The organism is Sphingomonas sp. LR59 (genome assembly GCF_036855945.1).
Classification (GTDB): Bacteria; Pseudomonadota; Alphaproteobacteria; order Sphingomonadales; family Sphingomonadaceae; genus Sphingomonas.
This window is the reverse complement of sequence record NZ_JASPFL010000001.1, coordinates 3255247-3276733: the sequence shown is the minus strand read 5'-3', so window position 1 is coordinate 3276733 and position 21487 is coordinate 3255247. Positions and strand designations below refer to the sequence as shown.

Annotated in this window: 19 protein-coding genes and 1 tRNA gene; 8 read left to right on the top strand and 12 right to left on the bottom strand. The window is 66.1% G+C overall.

What is annotated here, in order from left to right:
• Positions 1–98 precede the first annotated feature (98 nt).
• Genes QP164_RS15305 through ftsE form a run of 4 tightly spaced genes read right to left on the bottom strand, consistent with a single transcriptional unit; the run spans position 99 to position 2921 of the window.
• The gene (locus QP164_RS15305) at positions 99–779 is read right to left on the bottom strand and encodes a lysophospholipid acyltransferase family protein (RefSeq protein WP_333923693.1); all 681 of its coding nucleotides are present in this window, start codon (positions 777–779) and stop codon (positions 99–101) included.
• A complete protein-coding gene (locus tag QP164_RS15300) occupies positions 776–1312 on the bottom strand; it encodes a YdcF family protein (protein WP_132734987.1) in 537 nt (178 codons plus the stop codon). Before QP164_RS15300 ends, QP164_RS15305 begins: the two co-directional genes overlap by 4 nt.
• Positions 1309–2205: a cell division protein FtsX gene (locus tag QP164_RS15295; RefSeq protein ID WP_333923692.1), complete on the bottom strand. Its 897-nt coding sequence runs from the start codon at positions 2203–2205 to the stop codon at positions 1309–1311. The genes QP164_RS15300 and QP164_RS15295 overlap by 4 nt, the downstream gene beginning before the upstream one ends.
• Entirely contained in the window at positions 2205–2921 is a 717-nt protein-coding gene (gene ftsE, locus QP164_RS15290) for a cell division ATP-binding protein FtsE (protein WP_333924281.1), read from the bottom strand. Before ftsE ends, QP164_RS15295 begins: the two co-directional genes overlap by 1 nt.
• A 164-nt stretch (positions 2922–3085) precedes the next feature.
• Between ftsE and QP164_RS15285 the strand changes: the two genes are divergently transcribed.
• Positions 3086–3874, top strand: a complete 789-nt coding sequence (locus tag QP164_RS15285; protein WP_333923691.1) for an MJ0042-type zinc finger domain-containing protein — start codon at positions 3086–3088, stop codon at positions 3872–3874.
• Between the two features lie 62 nt (positions 3875–3936).
• Here QP164_RS15285 and QP164_RS15280 read toward each other — a convergent pair whose 3' ends face one another.
• On the bottom strand, positions 3937–5226 hold the full coding sequence (locus QP164_RS15280) for an MATE family efflux transporter (protein WP_333924280.1): 1290 nt from the start codon (positions 5224–5226) through the stop codon (positions 3937–3939).
• A gap of 183 nt (positions 5227–5409) precedes the next feature.
• Here QP164_RS15280 and QP164_RS15275 point away from each other — a divergent pair.
• Positions 5410–5496 (top strand) — tRNA-Leu (locus QP164_RS15275).
• Between the two features lie 271 nt (positions 5497–5767).
• On the opposite strand, the gene QP164_RS15270 is transcribed toward QP164_RS15275, so the two are convergent.
• The 6 genes from QP164_RS15270 to QP164_RS15245 form a co-directional block, all read right to left on the bottom strand.
• Positions 5768–6022: a hypothetical protein gene (locus QP164_RS15270; protein WP_333923690.1), complete on the bottom strand. Its 255-nt coding sequence runs from the start codon at positions 6020–6022 to the stop codon at positions 5768–5770.
• A 17-nt stretch (positions 6023–6039) separates the two neighbouring features.
• Positions 6040–11064: a hypothetical protein gene (locus tag QP164_RS15265; RefSeq protein ID WP_333923689.1), complete on the bottom strand. Its 5025-nt coding sequence runs from the start codon at positions 11062–11064 to the stop codon at positions 6040–6042.
• Positions 11065–11139: 75 nt separating this feature from the next.
• Positions 11140–12285: a DUF11 domain-containing protein gene (locus tag QP164_RS15260; RefSeq protein ID WP_132897361.1), complete on the bottom strand. Its 1146-nt coding sequence runs from the start codon at positions 12283–12285 to the stop codon at positions 11140–11142.
• A gap of 53 nt (positions 12286–12338) precedes the next feature.
• Positions 12339–12812, bottom strand: a complete 474-nt coding sequence (locus tag QP164_RS15255; RefSeq protein ID WP_132897360.1) for a DUF11 domain-containing protein — start codon at positions 12810–12812, stop codon at positions 12339–12341.
• An 11-nt stretch (positions 12813–12823) separates the two neighbouring features.
• Entirely contained in the window at positions 12824–13849 is a 1026-nt protein-coding gene (locus tag QP164_RS15250; RefSeq protein WP_132897359.1) for a hypothetical protein, read from the bottom strand.
• A 227-nt stretch (positions 13850–14076) separates the two neighbouring features.
• Complete coding sequence (locus tag QP164_RS15245) at positions 14077–14376, bottom strand: hypothetical protein (protein ID WP_333923688.1); 300 nt, start codon at positions 14374–14376, stop codon at positions 14077–14079.
• Positions 14377–14909: 533 nt separating this feature from the next.
• On the opposite strand from QP164_RS15245, the gene QP164_RS15240 reads away from it, so the two are divergent.
• The 6 genes from QP164_RS15240 to QP164_RS15215 all read left to right on the top strand — a co-directional run bounded on the left by QP164_RS15240 (position 14910) and on the right by QP164_RS15215 (position 20834).
• On the top strand, positions 14910–15107 hold the full coding sequence (locus tag QP164_RS15240; RefSeq protein ID WP_333923687.1) for a hypothetical protein: 198 nt from the start codon (positions 14910–14912) through the stop codon (positions 15105–15107).
• Between the two features lie 204 nt (positions 15108–15311).
• Positions 15312–16409 carry a type III polyketide synthase gene (locus tag QP164_RS15235; RefSeq protein ID WP_333923686.1) on the top strand — a complete coding sequence of 366 codons (1098 nt, stop codon included), beginning with the start codon at positions 15312–15314 and terminating at the stop codon, positions 16407–16409.
• Entirely contained in the window at positions 16406–17101 is a 696-nt protein-coding gene (locus QP164_RS15230) for a methyltransferase domain-containing protein (RefSeq protein WP_333923685.1), read from the top strand. The genes QP164_RS15235 and QP164_RS15230 overlap by 4 nt, the downstream gene beginning before the upstream one ends.
• Complete coding sequence (locus QP164_RS15225) at positions 17080–18126, top strand: NAD(P)/FAD-dependent oxidoreductase (RefSeq protein ID WP_333923684.1); 1047 nt, start codon at positions 17080–17082, stop codon at positions 18124–18126. The genes QP164_RS15230 and QP164_RS15225 overlap by 22 nt, the downstream gene beginning before the upstream one ends.
• Positions 18127–18198: 72 nt before the next feature.
• Positions 18199–18609 carry a peptide-methionine (R)-S-oxide reductase MsrB gene (gene msrB, locus QP164_RS15220; RefSeq protein WP_187502471.1) on the top strand — a complete coding sequence of 137 codons (411 nt, stop codon included), beginning with the start codon at positions 18199–18201 and terminating at the stop codon, positions 18607–18609.
• Between the two features lie 44 nt (positions 18610–18653).
• On the top strand, positions 18654–20834 hold the full coding sequence (locus tag QP164_RS15215; protein ID WP_435368380.1) for a PBP1A family penicillin-binding protein: 2181 nt from the start codon (positions 18654–18656) through the stop codon (positions 20832–20834).
• On the opposite strand, the gene QP164_RS15210 is transcribed toward QP164_RS15215, so the two are convergent.
• Positions 20810–21484: a M48 family metallopeptidase gene (locus QP164_RS15210; protein ID WP_333923683.1), complete on the bottom strand. Its 675-nt coding sequence runs from the start codon at positions 21482–21484 to the stop codon at positions 20810–20812. The two genes, QP164_RS15215 and QP164_RS15210, sit on opposite strands and share 25 nt — an antisense overlap.
• Positions 21485–21487: the final 3 nt, after the last annotated feature.

Here is a 21487-nt window from a genome sequence, read left to right as displayed (position 1 = left end):
AGGCCGGAGTAACGACGCACAACGCACGTCAAAGAGGTCCCCCAATTGGGCCCCGGCCTCCGCCGGGGTGGTGAACTGGTGGGGGTCGCATCACCGACCTAATCCAGCGCGTTCATCGCCGCATGGACTCGCTGCTCCGCCTCCTCACGCGGCAGGCCCGGCGGCACCACCTCGCCGAACCGGAACGTAATCACCCCCGGCAGCTTCGGCCCCTTTTTCGGCCACACCAGCCCGCTGTCGCAGGCGATCGGCACGGTCGGCATTTTCAGCGCACGGTACAGCCCGGCAAACCCTGGCTTGAGCGGCGGATGCTCGCCCGGCGACACCCGCGTCCCTTCCGGAAAAATCAGAATCGAGCGCCCCGTCGCCTTCGCCGCGGTCGCCTCGCGCATCATGCTGCGCATCGCCGTCGCCGACGCCTCGCGGTCGACCACGATCGCGCCGTAGCGCCGCGCCGCCCAACCCCAGGCCGGGATATCCGCCAGTTCGCGCTTCAGCACGATCGCAGGGCCGTCGAGCAGCGCCTGCAACTCGAGCGTCTCGAACATCGCCTGATGCTTGCACGCATAGAAAGCGGGCTCGGTCGGCCGAGTCCCTTCGATCCGGATATGCACGCCGAGAATCACCCGTGCGCACCAGCGATGGAAGCGCGTCCAGATCGTCGAATGCACGATCACGGCCCGCGATCCGAACAGAGCGGAAATCGGCACGGTCACCACGATCGGTACCGAGATCATGTAGAAAATGAGCATGAACGCCCAGTTGCGCAACCAAATCATCCGCCAAATCCAATCCACAACGCGATCCGGCGAAGGATCAACTTGTTGTATTCGTTGACCAAGGTCCCGAGCCGCGGCGTACCCGGCACGCCATCGCCGAGGATCACGACATTCTTGTCGAGCGCCGCCGAAAGCTCCATCCGCGCCCGCGCCACATGCCAGTCCGACGTCACCAACCGCACCGACCGGTATTTGTGCACGCGCACCCACTGCGCGGTCTCCTCGGCATTCGACCGCGTATCGACCGCGTCCGCGCCTAGATCGATGCAGCACGCGAACAGCGCGGGCGACGTCCGGTATTCGAGAGCGAGATCGATCGGCCGCACCCCCGGCGCGACGCCCGTCACCAGCATCCGCTTCGCTTGGTGATCGCGCAGCAACGCGATCCCGCGATCGATCCGGCCCGCTCCGCCGGTCGGCACGACGATTGCATCCGAGGTGAAGCCGTTCAGGGGCTTGGGCAGCATCAGCATGAACAGCGCAAAGCCGAACGCCCAGGCGAGCGCCATGATGCCGAACAACCGGACGATCACAGGATGTGCCTCAGCGCACGGACGATCGTGACGCGCGCGGCGAGCGTGGCGAGGACGACGAACGCGACGGGCAACAGCGCGAGCACCACCCAGTCGACCCCGCCAAGCGTCACCCCGCCGAGCAGGTCCGAGCCGAGCCCATGCAGCCGGATGCCGATGAACGCGACCACCAGCAACGCCACGACACCCCCACCGACGCCACCGATCGTCGCGTCGAGTGCGATCCGCCGCTGGAACAGCCGCGCGACCTGAAGATCGGTCGAGCCGAGCATGTGCATCACCGCGATCGTGGCGCGATGCGTCTGGAGCCCCGCACGGGCGGCGAGTACCACCACCGCGGCGGTCGCGCTCGCCATCAGCAGGACCAGCGCCAGCGCGAGGAACGTCAGCGTGCGCATCACGTCGTTGACCGGCGACATCCAGCTTTCGTGCCGGTCGACGCGGACACTTGAATTCAGACGCCGGACCGTGGCCGCAACGCGCGACGCGGCGGCCTCGTCATGGTCGGCAAGGTCGACGTCGATCATCGCCGGCACGGGCAATTGCGGATCGGCGCCGTCGGAGCCAAGCCAGGGTTGCAGCAACCGTGTCAGCTCCGCGCGATCGACCGGCGTCGCCGTCGCCACCGCCGGCATCGTCCGCAAGGCAGCAAGGACACGGGCGGCGGCGACGTCACGGCGGACCGGATCGCCATCGACGACCTGCACCGTCAACCGCCCCGCCAACTGCCGATCGAGCAGCCGCGCAGCCCCCGCGGTCGCAAGTCCCAGTGCCGCCGCGAGCATCGTCAGGAACAGCATGATCGCCATCACCCACGTCATCGCGCGTAGCCCGCCCGCTTCGTCGAGCACGCGGCGTTCGGCCGACGACCGGGCTTTGGTGGCGCGGCTCATCATTCGGGCCGTGTCGGCGGATAGCGGAGCGCGCCCGTCGGATCGAGCAGCCGCCCGCGATCGAGTCGCATCATCTGCGCGCCCGGAATCCGCCCCAGCAGATGGAAGTCGTGCGTCGCGACCACCACCGTGGTGCCGAGCTTGTTGAGCGATTCGAACAGATGCAGCAGCCGCTCCGCCATGTCGGGGTCGACATTGCCGGTCGGCTCGTCCGCCACCAGGATCTCGGGGCGAGCGATCACCGCGCGCGCGATCGCGACCCGCTGTTGCTCGCCACCCGACAAGGTCGCCGGTCGTGCATCCGCCCGGTCGCCGAGTCCTACCCAGGTGAGCATCTCGCGCACCGGTTGCTCGATATCGGCCTCGGGCATCCCCGCCACGCGCAAAGGCAGCGCGATATTGTCCCAGGTCGACAGGTGCGGGACCAGCCGAAAATCCTGGAACACCACGCCGATCCGCCGCCGGAACCCTGGCAGCCGGTCGCGCGACAACACCACCGCATCCTCGCCGAACAGCCGGATCACGCCGCGCGTTGGGCGTTGTGCGAGGTACAGCAGCTTCAGCAACGAGGTCTTGCCGGCACCGCTCGCGCCGGTGAGGAAATAGAATGCACCACTGCGCAGCGTGAAGCTGAGGTCCGACAACGTCTCGGGGCCTGCGTCCGGACCCAAGCCGTATCGCAGCCCGACATTTTCGAATTGGACGATATTCGCCATGACGTGGTTGCGCCCGCTCTCGCCCGCTTGATGCCCGTGCCAATGCCCGTATTGGCGCTTTCGCATGAAAGCGCGCGCCGCTTCAAGCTTGCCACATAGACGGGCAGCGTGCTTATTCGGAACATGAACGGTCGCGCTCCGGCGGCCGCTGGTGAAGCGTCTCCATGATCCTCCAATGTCCCGAGTGCAGCACGCGCTATCTGGTCCCCGACAGCGCGATCGGCGGCGAGGGACGCACCGTGCGCTGCGCCAATTGTCGACATAGCTGGTTCCAGGCGCCCGCACCGGTGATCGAGGATGCGCTAGAAATCCCGGCCGCGACGCCGCTCGCGCCCGTGCCGCCGCCGCTCGCGCCGCTGATGCGGACGCCGGACCCGGTCGAGAGGTTCACACCGTTTTCCGCTGCGCCCCCGGCCCCAACCCAGATCGCGCCGGAACCAGCCTTTGCGCCTCCCGAATTCATCGTCCCGGATTATACGTCGGTCGTCGAGCAGCCCCCGTATACGCCACCGCTGAAGCCTCGGCGCAATACGGCCCGGTGGTGGACCGTCGCCGCGGTCCTGGCCGGGCTGTTGATGCTGATCGCGGTCGGATCGATCGTTTATCTCGGCGCGCCGGGCGTGGTGGCCAAGCTGGGATTCGGGCTTGGCAGCGCAGAGACGCCGTTGCGGCTGCGTGACAATCCGATCGAGCGACGCGAGCTGGAGAACGGCTCGGAGCTGTTCGCGGTCAGCGGCCAGGTGACCAATCCGTCGGACCAGCGCCAGCGCGTCCCCGATATCCGCGCCGAACTCCGCGATGCGCAGGGACGGCTGGTGTATAGCTGGACGATCACGCCGCAGCAGCGGACGCTGGCACCGGGCGGTGCCGTTGATTTCAACTCGGCGACGCTGAACGTGCCGCCCAACTCGAAGCGGCTCGAACTGAGCTTCGCGGGTGAGGCGACGCGCTAGCTCTACGATCCTCCCCTGACGGGGAGGATCAAGTCAGCCCTCCCCGTCAGGGGAGGATCGAGTCAGCGCCGCAATCGTCGGCTTACGATCCAGAAGCGGCCGCCGTGCAGGATCGCGGCGGTCAGCATGCCAAGGCCAGAGGCGTAGACCAGCGCCATCGGGCCGACACCGGCGTACACCATCCACCAGCCCGCGCCGCCGGTGACGACGAAATACGCGACGATGCTGTTCACGCCCGCGACGACCTGATCGCCGAGCGAGCGGAGCGCGTAGACCAGCACCACTTGCGCGCCGTCGAACAGGATGAACGGCGCCCAGACCGGTAGCATCGCCAGCGCGACAGTATGCGTGGCGAGGTCGGCCGGAAACGCCGCGACGATCGGCCCGCGCGCAACGATCAGGACGATGCCGCACAGGCCGAGCGCGAGCATCGACAGCCCGGTCGCGATCAGCGCACGGGAGATGCCCGCTTTGGGATTACCCTCACCGACTGCATTGCCGACGCGGACACCACAAGCGGAGCCGAGGCCGAGTGCCAACCCGAACGTGACGTTGTGAACCGAGAACACGATCTGGAACGCATGCGCGACATTGTCGCCGAACTGCGTCGACAGCGCGATCAGGATCGAGAAGCCGGCAAGTTCGAGGCCGGACGCGACGGCGGGGACGATTCCGAACACCGCGAGTGCGGCGATGCCGGCCGGCACTCCGCGCCATGCCGCGAGGTCGATTCGCCGAACTCCGCGCTCCTTCGCGCGCGGCAGGGTCAACGCCGCCGCGATCATCCCGACCGCCCCCAGCCCCGACGCGATCGCGGTCGCCGTCGCTGCGCCAACCGCTCCCATTGGCGGCAGCCCGAGATGGCCGCCCGACATCGCCCAGGCCAGCACCGCATTGAGCGGCAGTATCGACAAGTTCACCACCGCGACACGCCGCGGTCGGCTGACGCCCTCCAGGAAGAAGCTGGCGGCGACGATCATCAGCTGCGGCGGATAGGTGAACGCCATCACCCGCACGACCCGCCCGGCCGGCTCGACCAGCGCAGGCGCGACACCGATCCCGGCGAGCATCGCGTCCGCGAAGACGAACATGACGACTCCTACGACGAGCCCGAGCAGTAACCCCAACACCAGCCCTTCGCGGAGCACCTGCCCGGTACGTGGCAGGTCCCCCGCCCCATCGGCACGTGCGGTATGCACGAGGACGCCCGACAGCCACGCAAGCCCGGTGACGATCGCGATGAACGTCAGCGAGCGGCTCGCGCCGAGCGCCGCCACCTCGTGCGCGCCGACCAGCCCGACGACGATCACGTCGGTGACGTGCAGGATCGTCCAATTGAGGCTGGTCAGCATCACCGGCCACGCCAACGCGAGCACGCGCCGCGTTTCGGCTCTGGTATCGGTTGAAAAAGGATGCGGGGCATCGTTTGCGGTACCGGACGAACGGTTTTTCGCAAAGGCCGTTGCGTAGCGTTCAAACCCTTGCTAGTGGCGCTCGCCTACCAGATGCCGGGTCCGCCCGGTGATGTTTCATGGGCGGCCATGGCGGAACTGGTAGACGCGCAACGTTGAGGTCGTTGTGGGCGAAAGCCCGTGGAAGTTCGAGTCTTCTTGGCCGCACCATTTTTTCTGACGAGAGTAAATACCCCCTTCGAGGGCCCCCTTGCTGCGCGTGTGCGTTGGCTTGCTTGGAGGAATTTGCATGAGTTCGATCGACGACACGATCATCGACACGCCCGAAGGCCCGATGACGTTTGCGCAGTGGAAAAGAAGAACCCGGTCCAGCTGCCCTCGCGCCGGACCAAGGGGAAGAAGCTCCCCAACAAGGTGAAGCTGACCACCGACGAGAAATAGGCGGGCAACATTCCCCTCCCGCAAGCGGGAGAGGAGCAGGTCAGTGCCGCTCGTCCGAACTCCACGACCCCTGCTTCGCCCGGATCATCCGCGCCTGGAATTTCACCCGCTGCCAGAACGTCGCATCGTCGAGCCGCCATTGGCGAATCGCCTGCGTCGCCAGCGTCTCGATCAACGCCTCGCTCGTCCCTGCGTCCTGCATCGCGAATGCTCGTGCGAGATCCTCGACGCATGGGCCGTGATCGGTGAAGTCGCGCGGCAGCGGCATTGGGACGGGTTGGTTCGGCGTCGGCATAGGTCTCTCTCCCTGTATTATCCCCGCCCGCCGAACAGCGCGCGCGTTGCGCCACCGATCGTCGCTTGGTCGAATTTCAACCGCATCGTCACGTACGGCCCCTGCCGCGTGTAGCGGTCGTCCTCGAAATCGCGGTCGCGGTAGCCGGACACGTTGTAGCCTGCGGTGATCCACGTGTTCTGCGCGGGCGATACGCCGACCGATGGGCCGCCGCTCCACGACCAGGCGCCGCGCGACCAGGCATGCTGTGCCGATCCGCTCACGCCGATATCGAACCGCGTGCCGACATCCTGGCGCAGCTCGAACCCGGTGACGTCGATATACCCGTCATAGGTGTCGTCGGCGAACCGTCCCGCGACGTATTTCGCGCCGTAATACAGCGTCGCCTCGGTGCCGTGGCCGAGCCCTTCCGGACCGGTGCGATAGTTCACCGCGAGGTTGTTGATGATCCGCGACGTCACCTGATCGCCGCCGCCATAGGCGGGTACGCCGAGGGCATTGGAGTCGGTAAACCCCGCATCCGCGCTCTCATGCCGCAGCTCGAGCCGTTCGAGCACCGACCAGCGGCTGTCGAGCGGGCGGAACGCAAGCGCCAGATCGGCGGTGGCATAGGTCGCGACCGCGCCGCTCTTGTCGGTGATCGTGTACGCCTTGATGCTCGACGCGAGCGTCTTGCCCTGCCCCAGCGTGCGCAGGAAGTTGGTGGTGATCCCCCAGCGATCGCCGCTGTCGGCATTGCGGTATTCGAGCCGCCCGTTCACCGACCAGCGTGCCTGGCGATAGGTCGCGCCCAGCGTCATCGCAGCGTAATCGCCGTTGGTCTGGTCCTGCCCGACATAACCGCCCGAGGTGACCGGCTGGAACGCATTGACCACCGCACCGTCGGGAATCTTGCCGTTCAGCGTGTTGCTGGCATCGAGCGTGCCGTCGACCGTCCAGTGCTTGCCGAGCGGCACCGACTGGCTGAGGCCGTATTGCGCATAGGTCCGCGCGCCGTTCTCGCCGATCGCCTGCTGGTTGAGCGTGCTCATCAGCTTGGCACCGGTCCAAGGCGCGACGTCGACGCCGAACTGCTTGGTATGCGCGACATAGCCGTCGCCATTGGCGATCTCATACCCGCCGATCAGGCGGATGCCGGGCTTGATCCGGTAGGCGAGCTGGATCTGGTGGCGCACCGGGAAGTCGACACTGTCGCTGTCGCCGCCGGGCGCAAACTGCGTCTGACCGGTCACCGTCAGCGTGTCGCCGAACAGCGCCTGGCTGCCGCCGAGCGTGAGCAGCCGGCTGTCGCGGTCCTTGCCGTCGATGCCGCGATCCGCCGCATACTGGCCGCCGACGAAGATCGTGCCCGTGTTGCGCCGATATTCGAGGCGGACGTCCGCGGCGGTCCGCGTCCCCGCGCTGTCGAGTTGCTGCTGGTGCCAGGCGACCCCCGTCAGGCTGATCCGGTCGGTCAGCCGCAGGCGACCATCGAGCCCGAATTTGCGCGTACCCGCTTCGACAAGGTTCTGCTGGCCAACGCCGAACGCGGTATCCTGCTGACGTGCATACGCGAGCAGGTCGAGCTTCGTCCCATGATGATCGACCTCGGCGAGATAGGCGAGCCCCTGCCCCAGCCCCTGCCGCCCACCCTTGGCGATCTCGCCGCGCAGTTCGGTGGTGGCGGTCACGCGCGCCTTGATATCGGCGCCGAGCACGGTGGCCTTGCCGACGGTCTCGTCGCGGATGACCGCGACGCCGACCTCGACCCGGCCATCGGCCAGCTTGGTCGCAACGCGCCCAGCGGCGGCGAGCTTCGACGACTTGCCGCCCTCGACCTCGTAATCCGCGACGATGAAGATCGGGTTCAAATTGCCGTCGCGGCTGAGGATCGGCTGGCGGAAGCGGACCGTGCCCATCGACGTATCGATGTCGTAGTCGATGTGGCGGGTCAGTTCGGTGCTCGAGACGATCAGCTCGGAGCGGAAGCGGTCGCGCGTCTCGAGCCGCAATTTGTCGCTGTTCGGGACGATGTTGCGCCCCGACAGCCGGTATGGCCCGCTCAGGCCGTTGCCCTGGATCTCGTCGCGCGAATACAGCGTGTCGGTGTTCGCCGCGAACCCGGTCGCGCGCACCCGCTTGCCCTCGTACGCCGCCTTCACGCCGTTGAGCGTACGGCTGTAGCGGGTCAGCTGCGCGTCGGTGAAACCGGTCTCGAAATCGCCAAACAGCGCATAGAATTCGCGACGCTCGAGCCGCAGGTACAGCTTGCGGCGGGTTGTCGCATCATAGCCCTGGCGCGAACCGTCGCCATAGACGGTGTAATAGCGGTCGGGGTCGATCGTGCCGAGCAGCCCGCGGTCGGGATCGTATTTGCGATCGCTGTCATAGGCGATCGTCGCCAGCCATGAGCCCTTGACGCGACCCTTGGCGTAGAAAGCGAGCTGGCCGTCGGTGACGACGCTGTTGCGCTGCGACCGCGGCAGGCCCGATTGGCGCTTGCTGAGCATGTCGTAGCCAAGCGAGCCTGCGCCGAACCCGACCACGACCCAGTCCTTGGCGGACGCTGCGAGCCAGGCGCGAACCTCGTTGGCGTGGACGACCTTATCCTCGGTCAGCGAGACGACGACGTGAACCGCGCCGGCCTGCGTGGTCGGCTGGAGGGCGATGAAGGCCAACCCGTCGTCACCGACCACCTGCGCGGTGGTGGACGAGCGTTCGCGGCCGGCAAGCTGGCGCCCCTGTTCGAGCTCGGCCTCGACCGCGGCGGTATAGGGCTGGTCGACGGTGAACGGGACGAGCGTGCCGGCGCGGACCGGGCGACCGGTCTTGTCGGTGACGCGGACCGCGACCAGCGGGCGGGTCAGGCCATCGGCGACAAGCCGGCTGCTGGCCGCGTCGAACACCGCACGGACGCCGGCGCCGGCATAATGCACGACGCGCTGGAGGGTCTTCACGACGCTACCGTCGGCGGCAAGAATGCGCGCATCGAGGCGATTGTCGCCGTCGGTCAACGGGATACCGGTCCAGCGCGATACCGCGATATCGGTGCCATCGCGCGTGTCGGTGCCGTCGAACGCGAGCGGCTCGACCTGCTTGCCGTTGATCGTGAGCGCGACGCGCTGACCCGGCATGTGCTTGATGACCGCGCGGACGATCGGCGCGCGGGGATTATGGTCGGCGCTCGGGAACAGCCAGTCGATGCCGGCCGCCTGTTCGCCCGTCAGCCAGTCGCGGCTCCCCGCAGCGACAGCGGCATCCGCGACCGCGACGGGAAGGCCGGCATCCGCCGCCTTGGCCTTGCCGGTCGGCTTCAGCTGGAAGTCGACGCGCTTCAGCAACCCGCCCCCACCATCATTGGCGCCCTCGACGAAGCGCGAGATCGGGCTGTTCGCCTGGCGCGTGTCGATATCGCAGGCGACCGGCGCGTGCGTCGCGGGGATGCTCGACGTGTCGATCTGGACGACGTGACGCCCAGCGCGGACGCCCTCGAAATGGTACAGCCCGTCGCGGTCGGTGGCGACGAACGTGCCGTCCTCCATCAGCAGGCGAATGCCGGCCACGCCCCTGCGCTTGTCGACGGGATCGCCGCAATTCCCTTCGGTGACGCGGCCGATGATCGTCATCGCGTCGGTGAACAGCAGCGGGCGTAGACGCACGGACGCCGCGGCTTCGTTGCTGGTGATGGTGCCCTGCCCGGCGACGCGCGCACGATTGAGCGCTTCGCCGGTCGGGGCGCCCGGCGCGATGCTGACGACGTATTTCAGTTCGGTCGAGGCACCGGCGGCGAGCACCGGGATGACGAAATCGAGGCTGCGGCCATCGCTCGACACGGTCGGCTCGTCCCCGCCGCGCGCGGAATTACGTTCGTAGCGCAGGCCGCGGGGCAGCGTGTCGGCGACATGGAGCCCGCGGGCCGGGACAGAGTCACGGTTGGTGATCCGCAGCAGATACTGGACGAAATCGCCCGGCGACGCCTCGCGCACGGAGGCGACTTTGGTCAGCAGCAGCGTGCCCGCGCCGGGGCTGTCCAGAGGGATGTCGGCGGAGAACGGCTCGGGTGTCGACAGCGTCAGCGAGCCGCCGAAACTCGTGTCGTTGAGAATGAACGGCCTGCCCTGCGGGTCCTTGAGCGCTGCCAGCGTGGCGCGGTCGACGGTGGAGGGCGCGGTATAGGTACCGGGTGGCGCGACCTTGATGAAATAGCGCCCCGGCGCCGTCAGCGGGAAACGATAGCGCCCGGTCTCGCCAGGATAGACGCGGCCGCCGGCGTCGGTGACCGCTTCGCCGGTGACGACGGTGGAAGGATAGCGGCTGACGCCGTCGTCCCCGAACACGGTCGCGGGCTGGCCTGTCTCGTCGACCAGCGACACGGTCGTGCCGTCGATCAGCGCGCCGGTCCGCGAATCGAAGGTGTAGCCGGCCGGGTCGATCAGCAGCGCCGCCATCGAAGCGAGGCTGTAGCCGTCTTCGGAAAAGCTGAGCTTGATCGTCGCGCCGCGCTGGTTGCGAATGTCGCACGCGGCGAGTTCGGGATGCTTGCCGGTCGCGCTGGCGGGGATGCCGCCGGCGAAGATCCCGCTGTCGACGGCGGTTTCGGTCAAGGTCAGCGTCGTGTGGATCGTGCCGACGTCGACATCGATGACCGACGTCTCGCGCAGGTCGGGATCGTGGTTGCCGGCCTGGTTGTCGAGCACGAGGATCATGTCCGCGTAGATGTCGACCGCGGCGACCCAGGGCGATGCGGCATAGGTCGCAGCGTCGATCGGCGACGGCGTGAACAGGAGCGATGGCGCGGTCTGGCACTTGGCGCCGGTCAGCTCGTAATTCGGCGGCGGCAGGCGAAAGGTGAGCGTCGTCGGACGCTTGGCGCGGTTCACGTCGAGCGCGACCGTGTTGGACGGGATCGTACGCACGCCAGAGTCGCTGGCCGCGTTGTCGAACGACAGCGTCGCGGTATTCTGGATACGCGTCTGGGCGCTTGCCGGCAGGATACCGATGACAAGCCCGATCAGCGTCAGGAATAGGGCGCACAGGCGCAAAAGGCGGCGGAAGCTGGGCATCAAGGGTCCGCTCCCGGCACGCGTCCTTCACGCGTGCCGGGATCGGTCGGTCCTTTCGGGTGCGAGGGTGTGGGCTTAGTTGATCGTCACGCGGAACGTCGCTGCGACCGATGTCCCGCCGAGCAGAACCGGGATCGTCGCATTCACCGTCTTCGTGTTCGTGTTGAACGAGCCGGTATAGTTGAGCACCGGCACGGTCACCGATCCGTCGTCCGCCAACGGGACGCCGCCGACGATCCCCGTCAGCAGGCACGTATTCCCGAGCGCGATCGCACCGATCGAGAGCGAGTTCGTGACATAGGTGGTGTTGGCCGGGATGACGTCGGTCAGCACGACGTTGGACGCCGGCGTGCCGACCGTGCCGTTGTTGACGATCAGGCAATATTGCACGACCGCGCCCGGGATAGCTTTTGGCGAAAGGGCAAGGTTGACCGGATCGTTCAGCACCAGTTGCGACTTGGCGACGCTCAAAGCGACATTGCGCGTGGTGATTTCGTAGCCGAGCGACGCGCGGCCCTGCCCGTTCAGCGCAACGTCGCCGCCAAGGCCATCGGAGTCGTTGTCGGCAAAGACCACATCGACGACAGCATCGTCGTTCGGGGCGACGCTGGCCGCCAGCGGCAAGCCCTGCGCGGCTGTATCACCACCCGCCGCGACCTGTGCGATCAGCGTGATGCCGGCAAGCGCGTTAGCCTGGTTGTTGGGAATGTCGGCGACGATGAAGACGACCGCCGACTGATCGGCACCGAGCTCGTTGATGTAGGTCACGGTATCGGTCCCGGCGTCATAGGTGCCGTTGCCGTTCGAATCGACGTAGATGTGGATATTGGTCACGTCGAAATTGTCGCCGGTGAACAGGTTCGTGATCGGCGTCTGGCTCGACGACAACAGGAAATCCTGCGTGCCGTTGGTGTTGTTGGTGACCTTGAACGTCGTAACCGCCGCGGTCTGGCCGATCGCCACCTGTGTGTTGTTCGGCTGGTTCGCGATCACGGTCAGGTTGACCTTGCGATCGACCACGAAGCTCGTCGTGTTCGACGTCGCCGACTGCTGGACGCCGTTGACCGAGTAGCTGGCCTGCGCAGTGTTGGTGACCGACGTGCCGGCGGCAGTGCCGGCGGGCCCCGGTGCCTGCGCACTGGCTGTATTGGTCGCGATACCAAGCGACACGACCGCAGCCGTTCCGGCCATCAGCGTGCGAATTACCCCTTTTGCGTACATTCCGAATTATTCCTTCTGTGTAGATTGCGAGAGCTGGGTCGACGGAGGCGCACTCATTTCAGGACGGCCTGGAACGCGAACTGACCTTGCGAACCGGCCGCTAACGGGCTTGCGAGGCGCCACCGGACGCTGGTGACATCGTTGGGGCTCGCCGGGCGCGTGCTGCCGTCGAGGCTGCGGACGCGCAGCGTGGCGAGCGAACCGAAAGTCTTGCCGTCGACCGACACGTCGGGTGCCGGCGAGCCGGGATTGGCCGAGCGATAGGCGATCTGCCGCGGCAACGGATTGTCGAGCACCACGTTGCTCAGTGGCTGCGTACCGGTGTTGCGATAGGCGAGTACGAAGATGACCTTGTCGCCCGGCGTCACCTTCGACGGTTTCACCAGCGCGATCCGCGTGGTGCCGTCGGCGGCTGCGGCGCGGCTTTCGACCAGGATACTGCTGGTGACCTGCAACGGCCCTGCGGCCGCGGAGGCGGCGGCAGCGGTGGCCGCCAGGACGGCGGCAATCATCGGACGCGTGATCATGACTATGCTCCTCATTGTATCTTGGCTTTGAACTGGACGGTGTGGACGGACGCCGCGGCGACCTGCCCGAGCGCGACGGCGATGCCCGGACCTTGCGCGCCATCAGCCGGTGCGCCGCCGGTCGCATCGAAGCGGCCTGCGTCGCCGTCCGCGGCGTCGCTCAGCAGCGCGCCATCGAGCGTCAGGCTGCCGGGGACGAAAACCGTGCCCGCCGGGATTGGATCCGCGATCCGCGCGCCGGTGACGGCATCGGTGAAGCGCGCCTCGAGCGTATAGGTGATGACCGAATCGCGAACCGCGTTCTGCGATCCATCGGCGGCGCGCACCGACTGGCTCTTGATCAACGCAGGACCGGCACGTGCGCTGGCCAGTGGGACGACCACGCTGGCAGTGGCACCGGTCGGCCCGACGACCGCGTCGCCGCCACCGTCGCCGCGACCGGCATAGCCACTTCCTGGCACACCCGACCCGGTCAGCGCCCGCGCGGTCATGGTCAGTGTGGCATCGGCGACGGACTGTTCCGCGGTCCCGACCAGGACCGCGAACACCGTGATCGACTGGCCCGGCGCAAGCGCCGGTACCGTCGCGTCGACCGGTGGGAGGTCGATGGCAGGATCATAGCGTCCGTTGCCATCGGCATCGATCGCCAGCGTGCGCAACGTCATCGCTGGGGACGAGATGCTGGTCGCCAGCACGAACGATTCGGTCCCATTGTCGGCATTGGTCAGGACGAACGGGATGATCGTGGGCAGTGCGGGCGGCGACGCAACCGTGATCACGCCCTGCCCTTCGCGCACCAGGCGGGTGTCGAGCCGTTCGGCGACGATCAGCGTGACCGTGTTCGAGGTGACGGACCGGGTGCCACCGTCCATATCGTACCGAAGATTAGCGGTGTTGAAGATCACGGTGCCCGCCAGGCTTTCCGCGCGTGCGGCGGACGGGGCGGCGGCCATAGCGAAGCCGGTCGCGATCATGACGATCACGAAGAGCGCAGCGACGCTCGCACGGGTCCGACTTGTATTTGCCCGTATCTTCAAGATGACGCCTGCGCGCAATGTGTTCCCCACCCTTTGATGGGGAACAGATCAAGCACCTGGCCTTAATCAAATGCTACGAAATCGTAACGGTATGTTTTATGAGCAAACTTGACATATTTGCGACTAAATCGGTTATGATAAATCAGTCAGGATCAATCGACCCGATCTGCTACGTTTTTGTCTCTATTCCGATATAAAGTCGAAATAGGCCTATCAAAATGCCCGGATCAGCGGCGACGCAGCGCGCGAAGATAACCGCGCATCGCCTGGTCGCCACTATGGCTCAGCGAAATTTCGACACGTCGCCGATCTGTAGGGTCGATTACCCGATCGATCAGCTTCAGCTTGTGCAGATGTTCGATCCAGCGCTGGGACGTGGTAACCGGCGCATCGGACATGCTGACCAGCGCCTTGATGTTCATCGGCTGGCGTTCATCCCGCGATACGAACAGGGCGAGCAACATATCCCAGGCTGGCTCGTGAAATAGCTCGGGGTAGGAAACGACGTCGCAGCCGTCGATCGGCAAGCACCGCCTCGGCGTGCGCTACGAGTTCCGTCTCACTGGGCTCGGCACCGACTGGTTCCGGATCCGCAGCATGGGCAACGCGGCCGTTGAATTCTTCAGCGACCGCCGAAAGCTTGGCGGTCAGATCCTTGATCAAATCAACTACCGACTCGTTCTTCACCAAACACTCCCTTGTCCGTCTTCAACGAGGTAATCGACCCATTGATCCGGTACATCGGACGGGTCGCACCGCCTTTGCCGTCCTTTTCAGCGGGTAGCACCGCGGGACCATTGTCAGCGCAAACTCCACGTCAACATGACAGGATTATCGGCAGTTTCCATGCAAAAATGGACTGTTTCCGGTATAACCCTACACATTGAAGCGATATTTTCACATTTGACCGGGGTATGCGCGCCATTGTGGGTGCAATAGATTGAATCTAACTAACCATTGTGGTTTTATCTGTATTGATTTGGCGCAATTCACACACCTATCCGCCATCAATACTATGGTATACTTTCGATCCACCGCGATAGGATGCCTGAAACCACCTGTGTTTGAGGACATCAGCTTGCAAGGGGATCCATTGATGGCCGCGACTCGAATATATGCGCTACTGCAAGAGGCGTGCGCTGCGCTGGAAGCGTCTGAGGACCATGCAATCGCGGCCTATGTTGGTTTCGCGATGGCGCTGGTCGAGGAAAAATACGGGGTCGGACACGACCATCTCGAAAGCGTCGGCTGCGACTGACCATGCGATCTGGCGTGACGGTGGTGGCTGCGGCAATTCGCCGTTTACGACTTTTCAGATGAACATGACGGATTGCGACGCGAGTTGTTTTCGGGGAAGCATGCGGATTGTCGGCCGCCGCGACGTCTATGTTCGTCGACCGTGCGTTGAGTGTTCGACCCACGTGTCCTCGCACGTGGATGAAAGGACGTCGTACCCGTTTCCATGCCCGCTCCACCAACCGACACCTCTCAGCAACTGCCTGCGTATTTAAACGCTGTCGGGACCGCTGTTCCCGATCATGACATCCACGCAGCGTTCATCGCCTGGGCGCGCGAGCGGACCGGTGCGCGATCGACCAAGGTGTTCGACCGGATGGCCTCACGGTCGGGTATCGCGCATCGCTGGTCGGTCTTGCCGCCGACCGCGGATGGCGGCTCGCCAGTCGACGATGCTGGTTTTTACGCAACCGAACCACATCCCGGCACGGCTGCAAGAATGACGCTGTACGCCGAGCATGCGCCCGCTCTGGCGATCCGCGCGATCGAGGCGTTGCGCAAGCAGATCGCCGTCGAGGGCATTACGCATCTGGTGGTGGCGAGCTGCACCGGCTTCGTCGCGCCCGGCATCGACCAGATCATCGCGCGCCGGCTTGGGCTGTCGCCCAGCGTCGAACGGCTGCTGATCGGCTTCATGGGATGCTACGCGGCGGTCGTTGCGCTGCGTAACGCGCGTCACATCGTCCGCTCCGAGCCCAAGGCGCGCGTACTCGTCGTGACGGTCGAACTCTCGACGCTGCATCTCCAACCTGCCAACGACATCGAGCCGTTGCTGGCGATGCTCCAGTTCGGCGACGGCGCCGCGGCCGCGCTGGTCACTGCGGACGCGACCGGGATCGAACTCGGCACGCCGTTCGCCGCCGCGCTGCCCGATACCGAAACGCTGATCCGCTGGGACGTCACCGATGCGGGGTTCGCAATGCATCTGTCGGGCGAGGTGCCCGCGCGGATCGCGACCGCGCTCGCGGATGCCGCATTCCGAACGATCGTCAGCGACGGCCAGCCGCCCGAGACGATCGACGGCTGGGCGGTCCATGCCGGCGGGCGATCGATCCTAGACGCGGTCGAGCATGCGATGCATCTGAACCCTGAGGCGCTGGCGGCGTCGCGTCAGGTGTTGGCGGACAATGGCAATATGTCGTCGGCGACGTTGATGTTCGTGTTCGAACGCCTCCTGGCCGGGCCGCCGATCGGGCGCGGCGTCGCGCTGGCGTTCGGGCCGGGCCTGGCGGCGGAGGGCTTCGGGTTCCGGAGCGCGGTATGAGCCTCGCATCATCCAGCCTAGCCGTTCGCAGCCAGGCCGAAGAGCTGATGGACGCCGACGATCTCGACGCAGCGACTTATGCCGATGTGGTCGGCGATTTAGCGACCGTGAACACCGTGACGATGGCGCGCCGACCGACGCTCGATTTCCTCGATCGGGCGATCAAAGGGCGGACACGATTCCGGTTGCTCGATGTGGGTTTCGGTGACGGCGATATGCTGCGGCGGATCGCGCGCTGGGCAAAGGCGAAAGGCATCGAGGCTGATCTCGTCGGCGTTGATCTCAACCCGCGCAGCGAGCAGGCGGCGCGCGTGCACGGCGGCGATATCCGTTATGTCACGGGCGACTATGCCGATCTCGCCGACGAACCTTGGGACGTGATCGTCAGCAGTCTCGTCGCGCATCACATGACGCACGACCAGCTCGTCGCGTTTTTACGGTTCATGGAGCGCCACGCGACCGCGGGGTGGTTCGTCAACGATCTCCTCCGCCACGGGTTCGCACACTGGGGGTTCCCGATCCTGGCCACGCTCGCGCGCTGGCACCCGATCGTCCGGCATGACGGCACACTGTCGATCGCGCGCAGCTATCGTCCCGACGAATGGCCACCGTTGCTCGCGGAAGCCGGCGTCACCCAGGCGAAGGTCCGCCGCATCTTTCCGTTCCGGTTATGCGTCGAACGCCTGCGCTGATAGTCGGCGGCGGGCTCGCCGGGGCCGCGACTGCGATTGGCCTCGCGCGCGCTGGGCGACCGCACCTGCTTATCGAGCGATCGCGTGAGACGGGCGATGCGATCTGCGGCGGGTTCCTGAGCTGGCGGACGCTCGAGACGCTGGCCGGGCTCGAGATCGATCCCGATACGCTCAATCCGCAGCGCGTGACGCGCGCACGTATCTTTGCAGGCAACCGCCGCGCGGAAGCTGCCCTGCCCCACCCGGCAGTCTCGGTATCACGCCACCGCCTCGATACCGTCCTACTGGCCGAAGCCAAGCGGCTTGGAACGCCGATCGAGCGCGGTGTCACCGTCCGCGAGATCGATGGCACGACCGTGCGCCTCGCCGATGGTGCGACGATCGCGACCGACGCGCTGTTCCTCGCGAGCGGCAAACACGACGTTCGCGGCATGGCCCGCCCCGAGGAGGCGCGCGGCGATGATCCGACCCTGGGAATACGGGTACGCGTCACCCCCTCACCGGCTCTGGCCCAATCGCTCGCGGGCAGCATCGAGTTGCATCTGTTCGACCGCGGCTATGCAGGACTGGCAATGCAGGAGGACGGCACCGCGAACCTGTGCATGGCGGTACACCGCTCGCGGCTTCAGGCCGCCGGATCCCCCACACAACTGCTCGAAGCGCTCGGCCGCGAGATGCCCGCACTTGGTGAATGGGTCGCGCTGATCCCCCCAATGCCTCGATCGATGCGATCGCCAATGTCCCCTATGGCTGGCGCCAACGTACCGGCGTCGACGCGGTGTTCCGGCTCGGTGATCAGGCCGGCGTCATCCCCTCGCTCGCCGGCGAAGGCATGGGGATCGCGCTCGCCAGCGGAGTCGCGGCATCCGCCGCCTACGCAAAAGGCGGCTCCGAAGCAGGGGTCATCTGGCAGGCCGACTTCGCCCGCCGCCTGGCTCGCCCTATCGGTATCGCCAGCATCGTCCGCCATATCGCCGAGAGCGAACGCGCGACGTGGCTGCTACCGTTGCTGCGCCCCTCACTGATCCAGGTCATCGCCAACGCAACCAGAATGAGCCAGTCTTGAAATCCGTCCCGCCAGCACGAGATGCATAGTCATGGACCAGCTAAATCTTTCCGAGGCCGAGTGGCGCAAGCGGCTCACGCCAGAACAATATCACGTGCTGCGCGAGGCCGGCACCGAGCGTGCGTTCGCAGGGGCGCTCAACGACAACAAGGCCGACGGAATCTACCGGTGCGCGGCGTGCAGCAACGAGTTGTTCGACAGTGCCGACAAATATGATTCCGGTTCGGGCTGGCCGAGCTTTACGAGGCCGATCGGCCCCGACGCCGTCACCGATCACGCCGATCGCAGCCACGGCATGACGCGCATCGAAACGCGGTGTGCACGTTGCGACAGCCATATGGGCCATGTTTTCCCCGATGGGCCGCCACCGACCGGCCAGCGCTATTGCATGAATTCGCTGTCGCTCGAATTCCGACCACGCAAAGCGAACGCTGCGGCCTGATCGCGCTTGTAGGGCAGCAACGGAACGCGTAATTCTGCGGCCACATGGCCAGTACGCGTTCTGCTTCACCGTCCCGTCGGCCCCCGTCTACCCCGGCGTCACGCTGGCGTCGGCGGTTGGTCGTCTTTCTTCAGGTTTGCATATGGGTAGGCCTGCTCGCGCTCGGCGCGCTGGCGATCGCGGTGTATGTCGCGATGTCGCAGCTGCCGAGCTTCGACAGCCTCAAATCGTCGCCCAACGGCCAGATGATCCGCGTCCATGCCGCCGATGGCACGGTGATCGTGTCGATGGGGCCGAGTTTCGGCGAATGGCTGCCCTATTCGCAGATTCCGCAGGTGATGCGCGACGCGACCGTGTCGGTCGAGGACCGCCGCTTTCGCTCGCATATCGGCATCGATCCGGTCGGCGTCGCGCGGTCGGTGAAGGTGCGGTACGATCGCGGCCACTGGACGCAAGGCGGATCGACGATCACGCAGCAGCTTGCGCGCACTGTCTTCCTCAACAATCAGAAGAAGTTCGGACGAAAATTCCGCGAGGCGATCCTGGCGTTTGCGCTCGAATGGAAGTTCAGCAAGGACCAGATCCTCGAACTCTATCTGAACAAGGTGTACTATGGCGGAGGTGCCTACGGAATCGATGCCGCTAGCCGAAAATTCTTCGGCCACGGCGCGGACCATCTAAGCCTTGCCGAAGCTGCGGTGATTGCAGGCCTCGTGAAGGCACCATCGAATTACTCGCCGACCGCCGATGCCGAAGCTGCGGTGGGCCGCGCGGGTGTTGTGCTGGAGACGATGCGCGAGACGGGCGCAATTACCGCCGAGCAGGCCGCCGATGCCGATGTCAGCGGGCTTAAGCTTGCACCGGAGCCCAAGCAGAACAGCGTCCGTTACTTTACCGACTGGGCGCTGCCACAGCTCGATACGCTGATCGACGAGACGACCGAACCGCTCGAAGTCTGGACCACGCTCGACCTGACGATGCAGCGCCAGGCCGATGACGCGATCCGGGCGAATGCACCACCCGGAGCGCAAGGCGCGCTGGTGGCACTCGACCGTGGCGGCGAAGTACGCGCGATGGTCGGCGGCAAGGATTATGTTTCGTCGATCTACAACCGCGCGACGCAGGCGGTCCGCCAGCCGGGCTCGTCGTTCAAGCTGTTCGTCTACCTCGCCGCACTCGAGGCGGGCCACAAGCCGGAGGACTCGATCGTCGACGAACCCGTCACGATTCAGGGCTGGAGCCCGCGCAACGATTCCCGCCGCAATTCCGGCGCGGTCAGCTTGCGCACCGCATTCGCCTATTCGCTCAACACGGTGGCGGCGAAACTCGGCCAGGAGGTCGGATTCAACACGGTCGCCGACATGGCGCGCCGGTTCGGGATCACCACCCCGGTCAACGTGCATCCTTCGATGGTGCTGGGCACCTCGGAGGTCCGCGTGATCGACATGACGCGCGCGTTCGCGTCCGTCGCCAACAAGGGCGTCGCGGTGACGCCGTACGGGATCACGCGCGTCACCGCGAACGGCCAGACGATCTACACGCACGAGGTCGACCGCAGCCATGTGCTGGTCGCACCCTATGTCGCCGCCGAGATGACCGACCTGTTGCAGACCGCGGTCAACACCGGCACCGGCCGCGCCGCGCAGATCGGTCGGCCGGTCGCGGGCAAGACCGGCACGACCACCGCGTCGAAGGATGGCTGGTTCCTGGGCTTCTCGAGCGGGATCACGACGGGCGTGTGGATGGGGCGTGACGATGCCAAGCCGATTGCCGGCCTGCACGGCGGCACCGCGCCAGCCAAGGCCTGGGCGGCGTTCATGAAACCTGCGACCGCAAGCCGTCCGATCGAACAGTTCGATACGCAGGTGACGTTGCCCGAATGGCAGCTCGAACCCGACGAGCAGAGCTATTTCGGCCAGCCCGACAACGGCCAGATGGCGGTCGACGCAGACGGCAATCCAATCGAGCAGGACGCGGCGCCCGTCCCAACCGATGCACAGACCGGCGACACGATCCCGCGCCCGGATGCGGACCAGCCTGAAACGCCGGCGGCACCGCCGCAGCAGTTGAACCAGGACTGGATCGATCGCGTCACCGGGCGTGAGCGGCCGCGTCAGGAGCAACCGGCAGGACGCCAGCCGCTAACCCGCGACGTGCCGCGCGATCAGGTCCAGACGCAGCGTTTCCAGAGCGAGCGCCCTCAGGAAGACCGTCCAAACCAGTGAAGCTCCGCGCCGTGCGTGCGTAGCCAGACGCGCGCGGGCGTCGGGTCTTCGCCGTAGAGCTGCTCGACCAGCGCGTGGAACACCGGTGCGTGGTTCATGTGGACGCGGTGCGCGACCTCGTGCGCGACGGTGGCGCGGCGGACCCAGCTTGGCGCAAGGATCAGCCGCCAGCTGTAGCGGATGACGCCGCTCGACGCGCAACTGCCCCAGCGGCCCTTGGCATCGCCGACCGCGACCTGCGCGACGCTGACCTTCGCCTTGGCGGCATATTCGGCGGTTTCGGTTTCCAGCACTGCGAGCGCGGTGCGTTTCAGCCAGGCTTCGACGCGCCGCGGGATTGTTTCAGGCGGGCCTGACAGCGACAGCACCGAGCCTTCGCGAACGACGGTGCGGCGGCTTCCGAGGGTCCATTCGATCGTCAGCGGTTCGTCAGCGACGGTGAGGACCGCACCGGGCACGAACGGACGCGGTGAGGGGAGCAAGGCGCGCTGTTCGGCGATCCAGCCCGCCTTGTCCTCCGCCCAGGCCAGTGCCTGCTTCAGCGCCGCGCGTTTGGGCAGGACGAGCTTTGCCCGGCCGCTCGCGGGATCGATCGACAGTCGCGCGCGGCGGGCTCGCGGGTGGCGGACGATCTCCAGGCCTTCGATCACCGT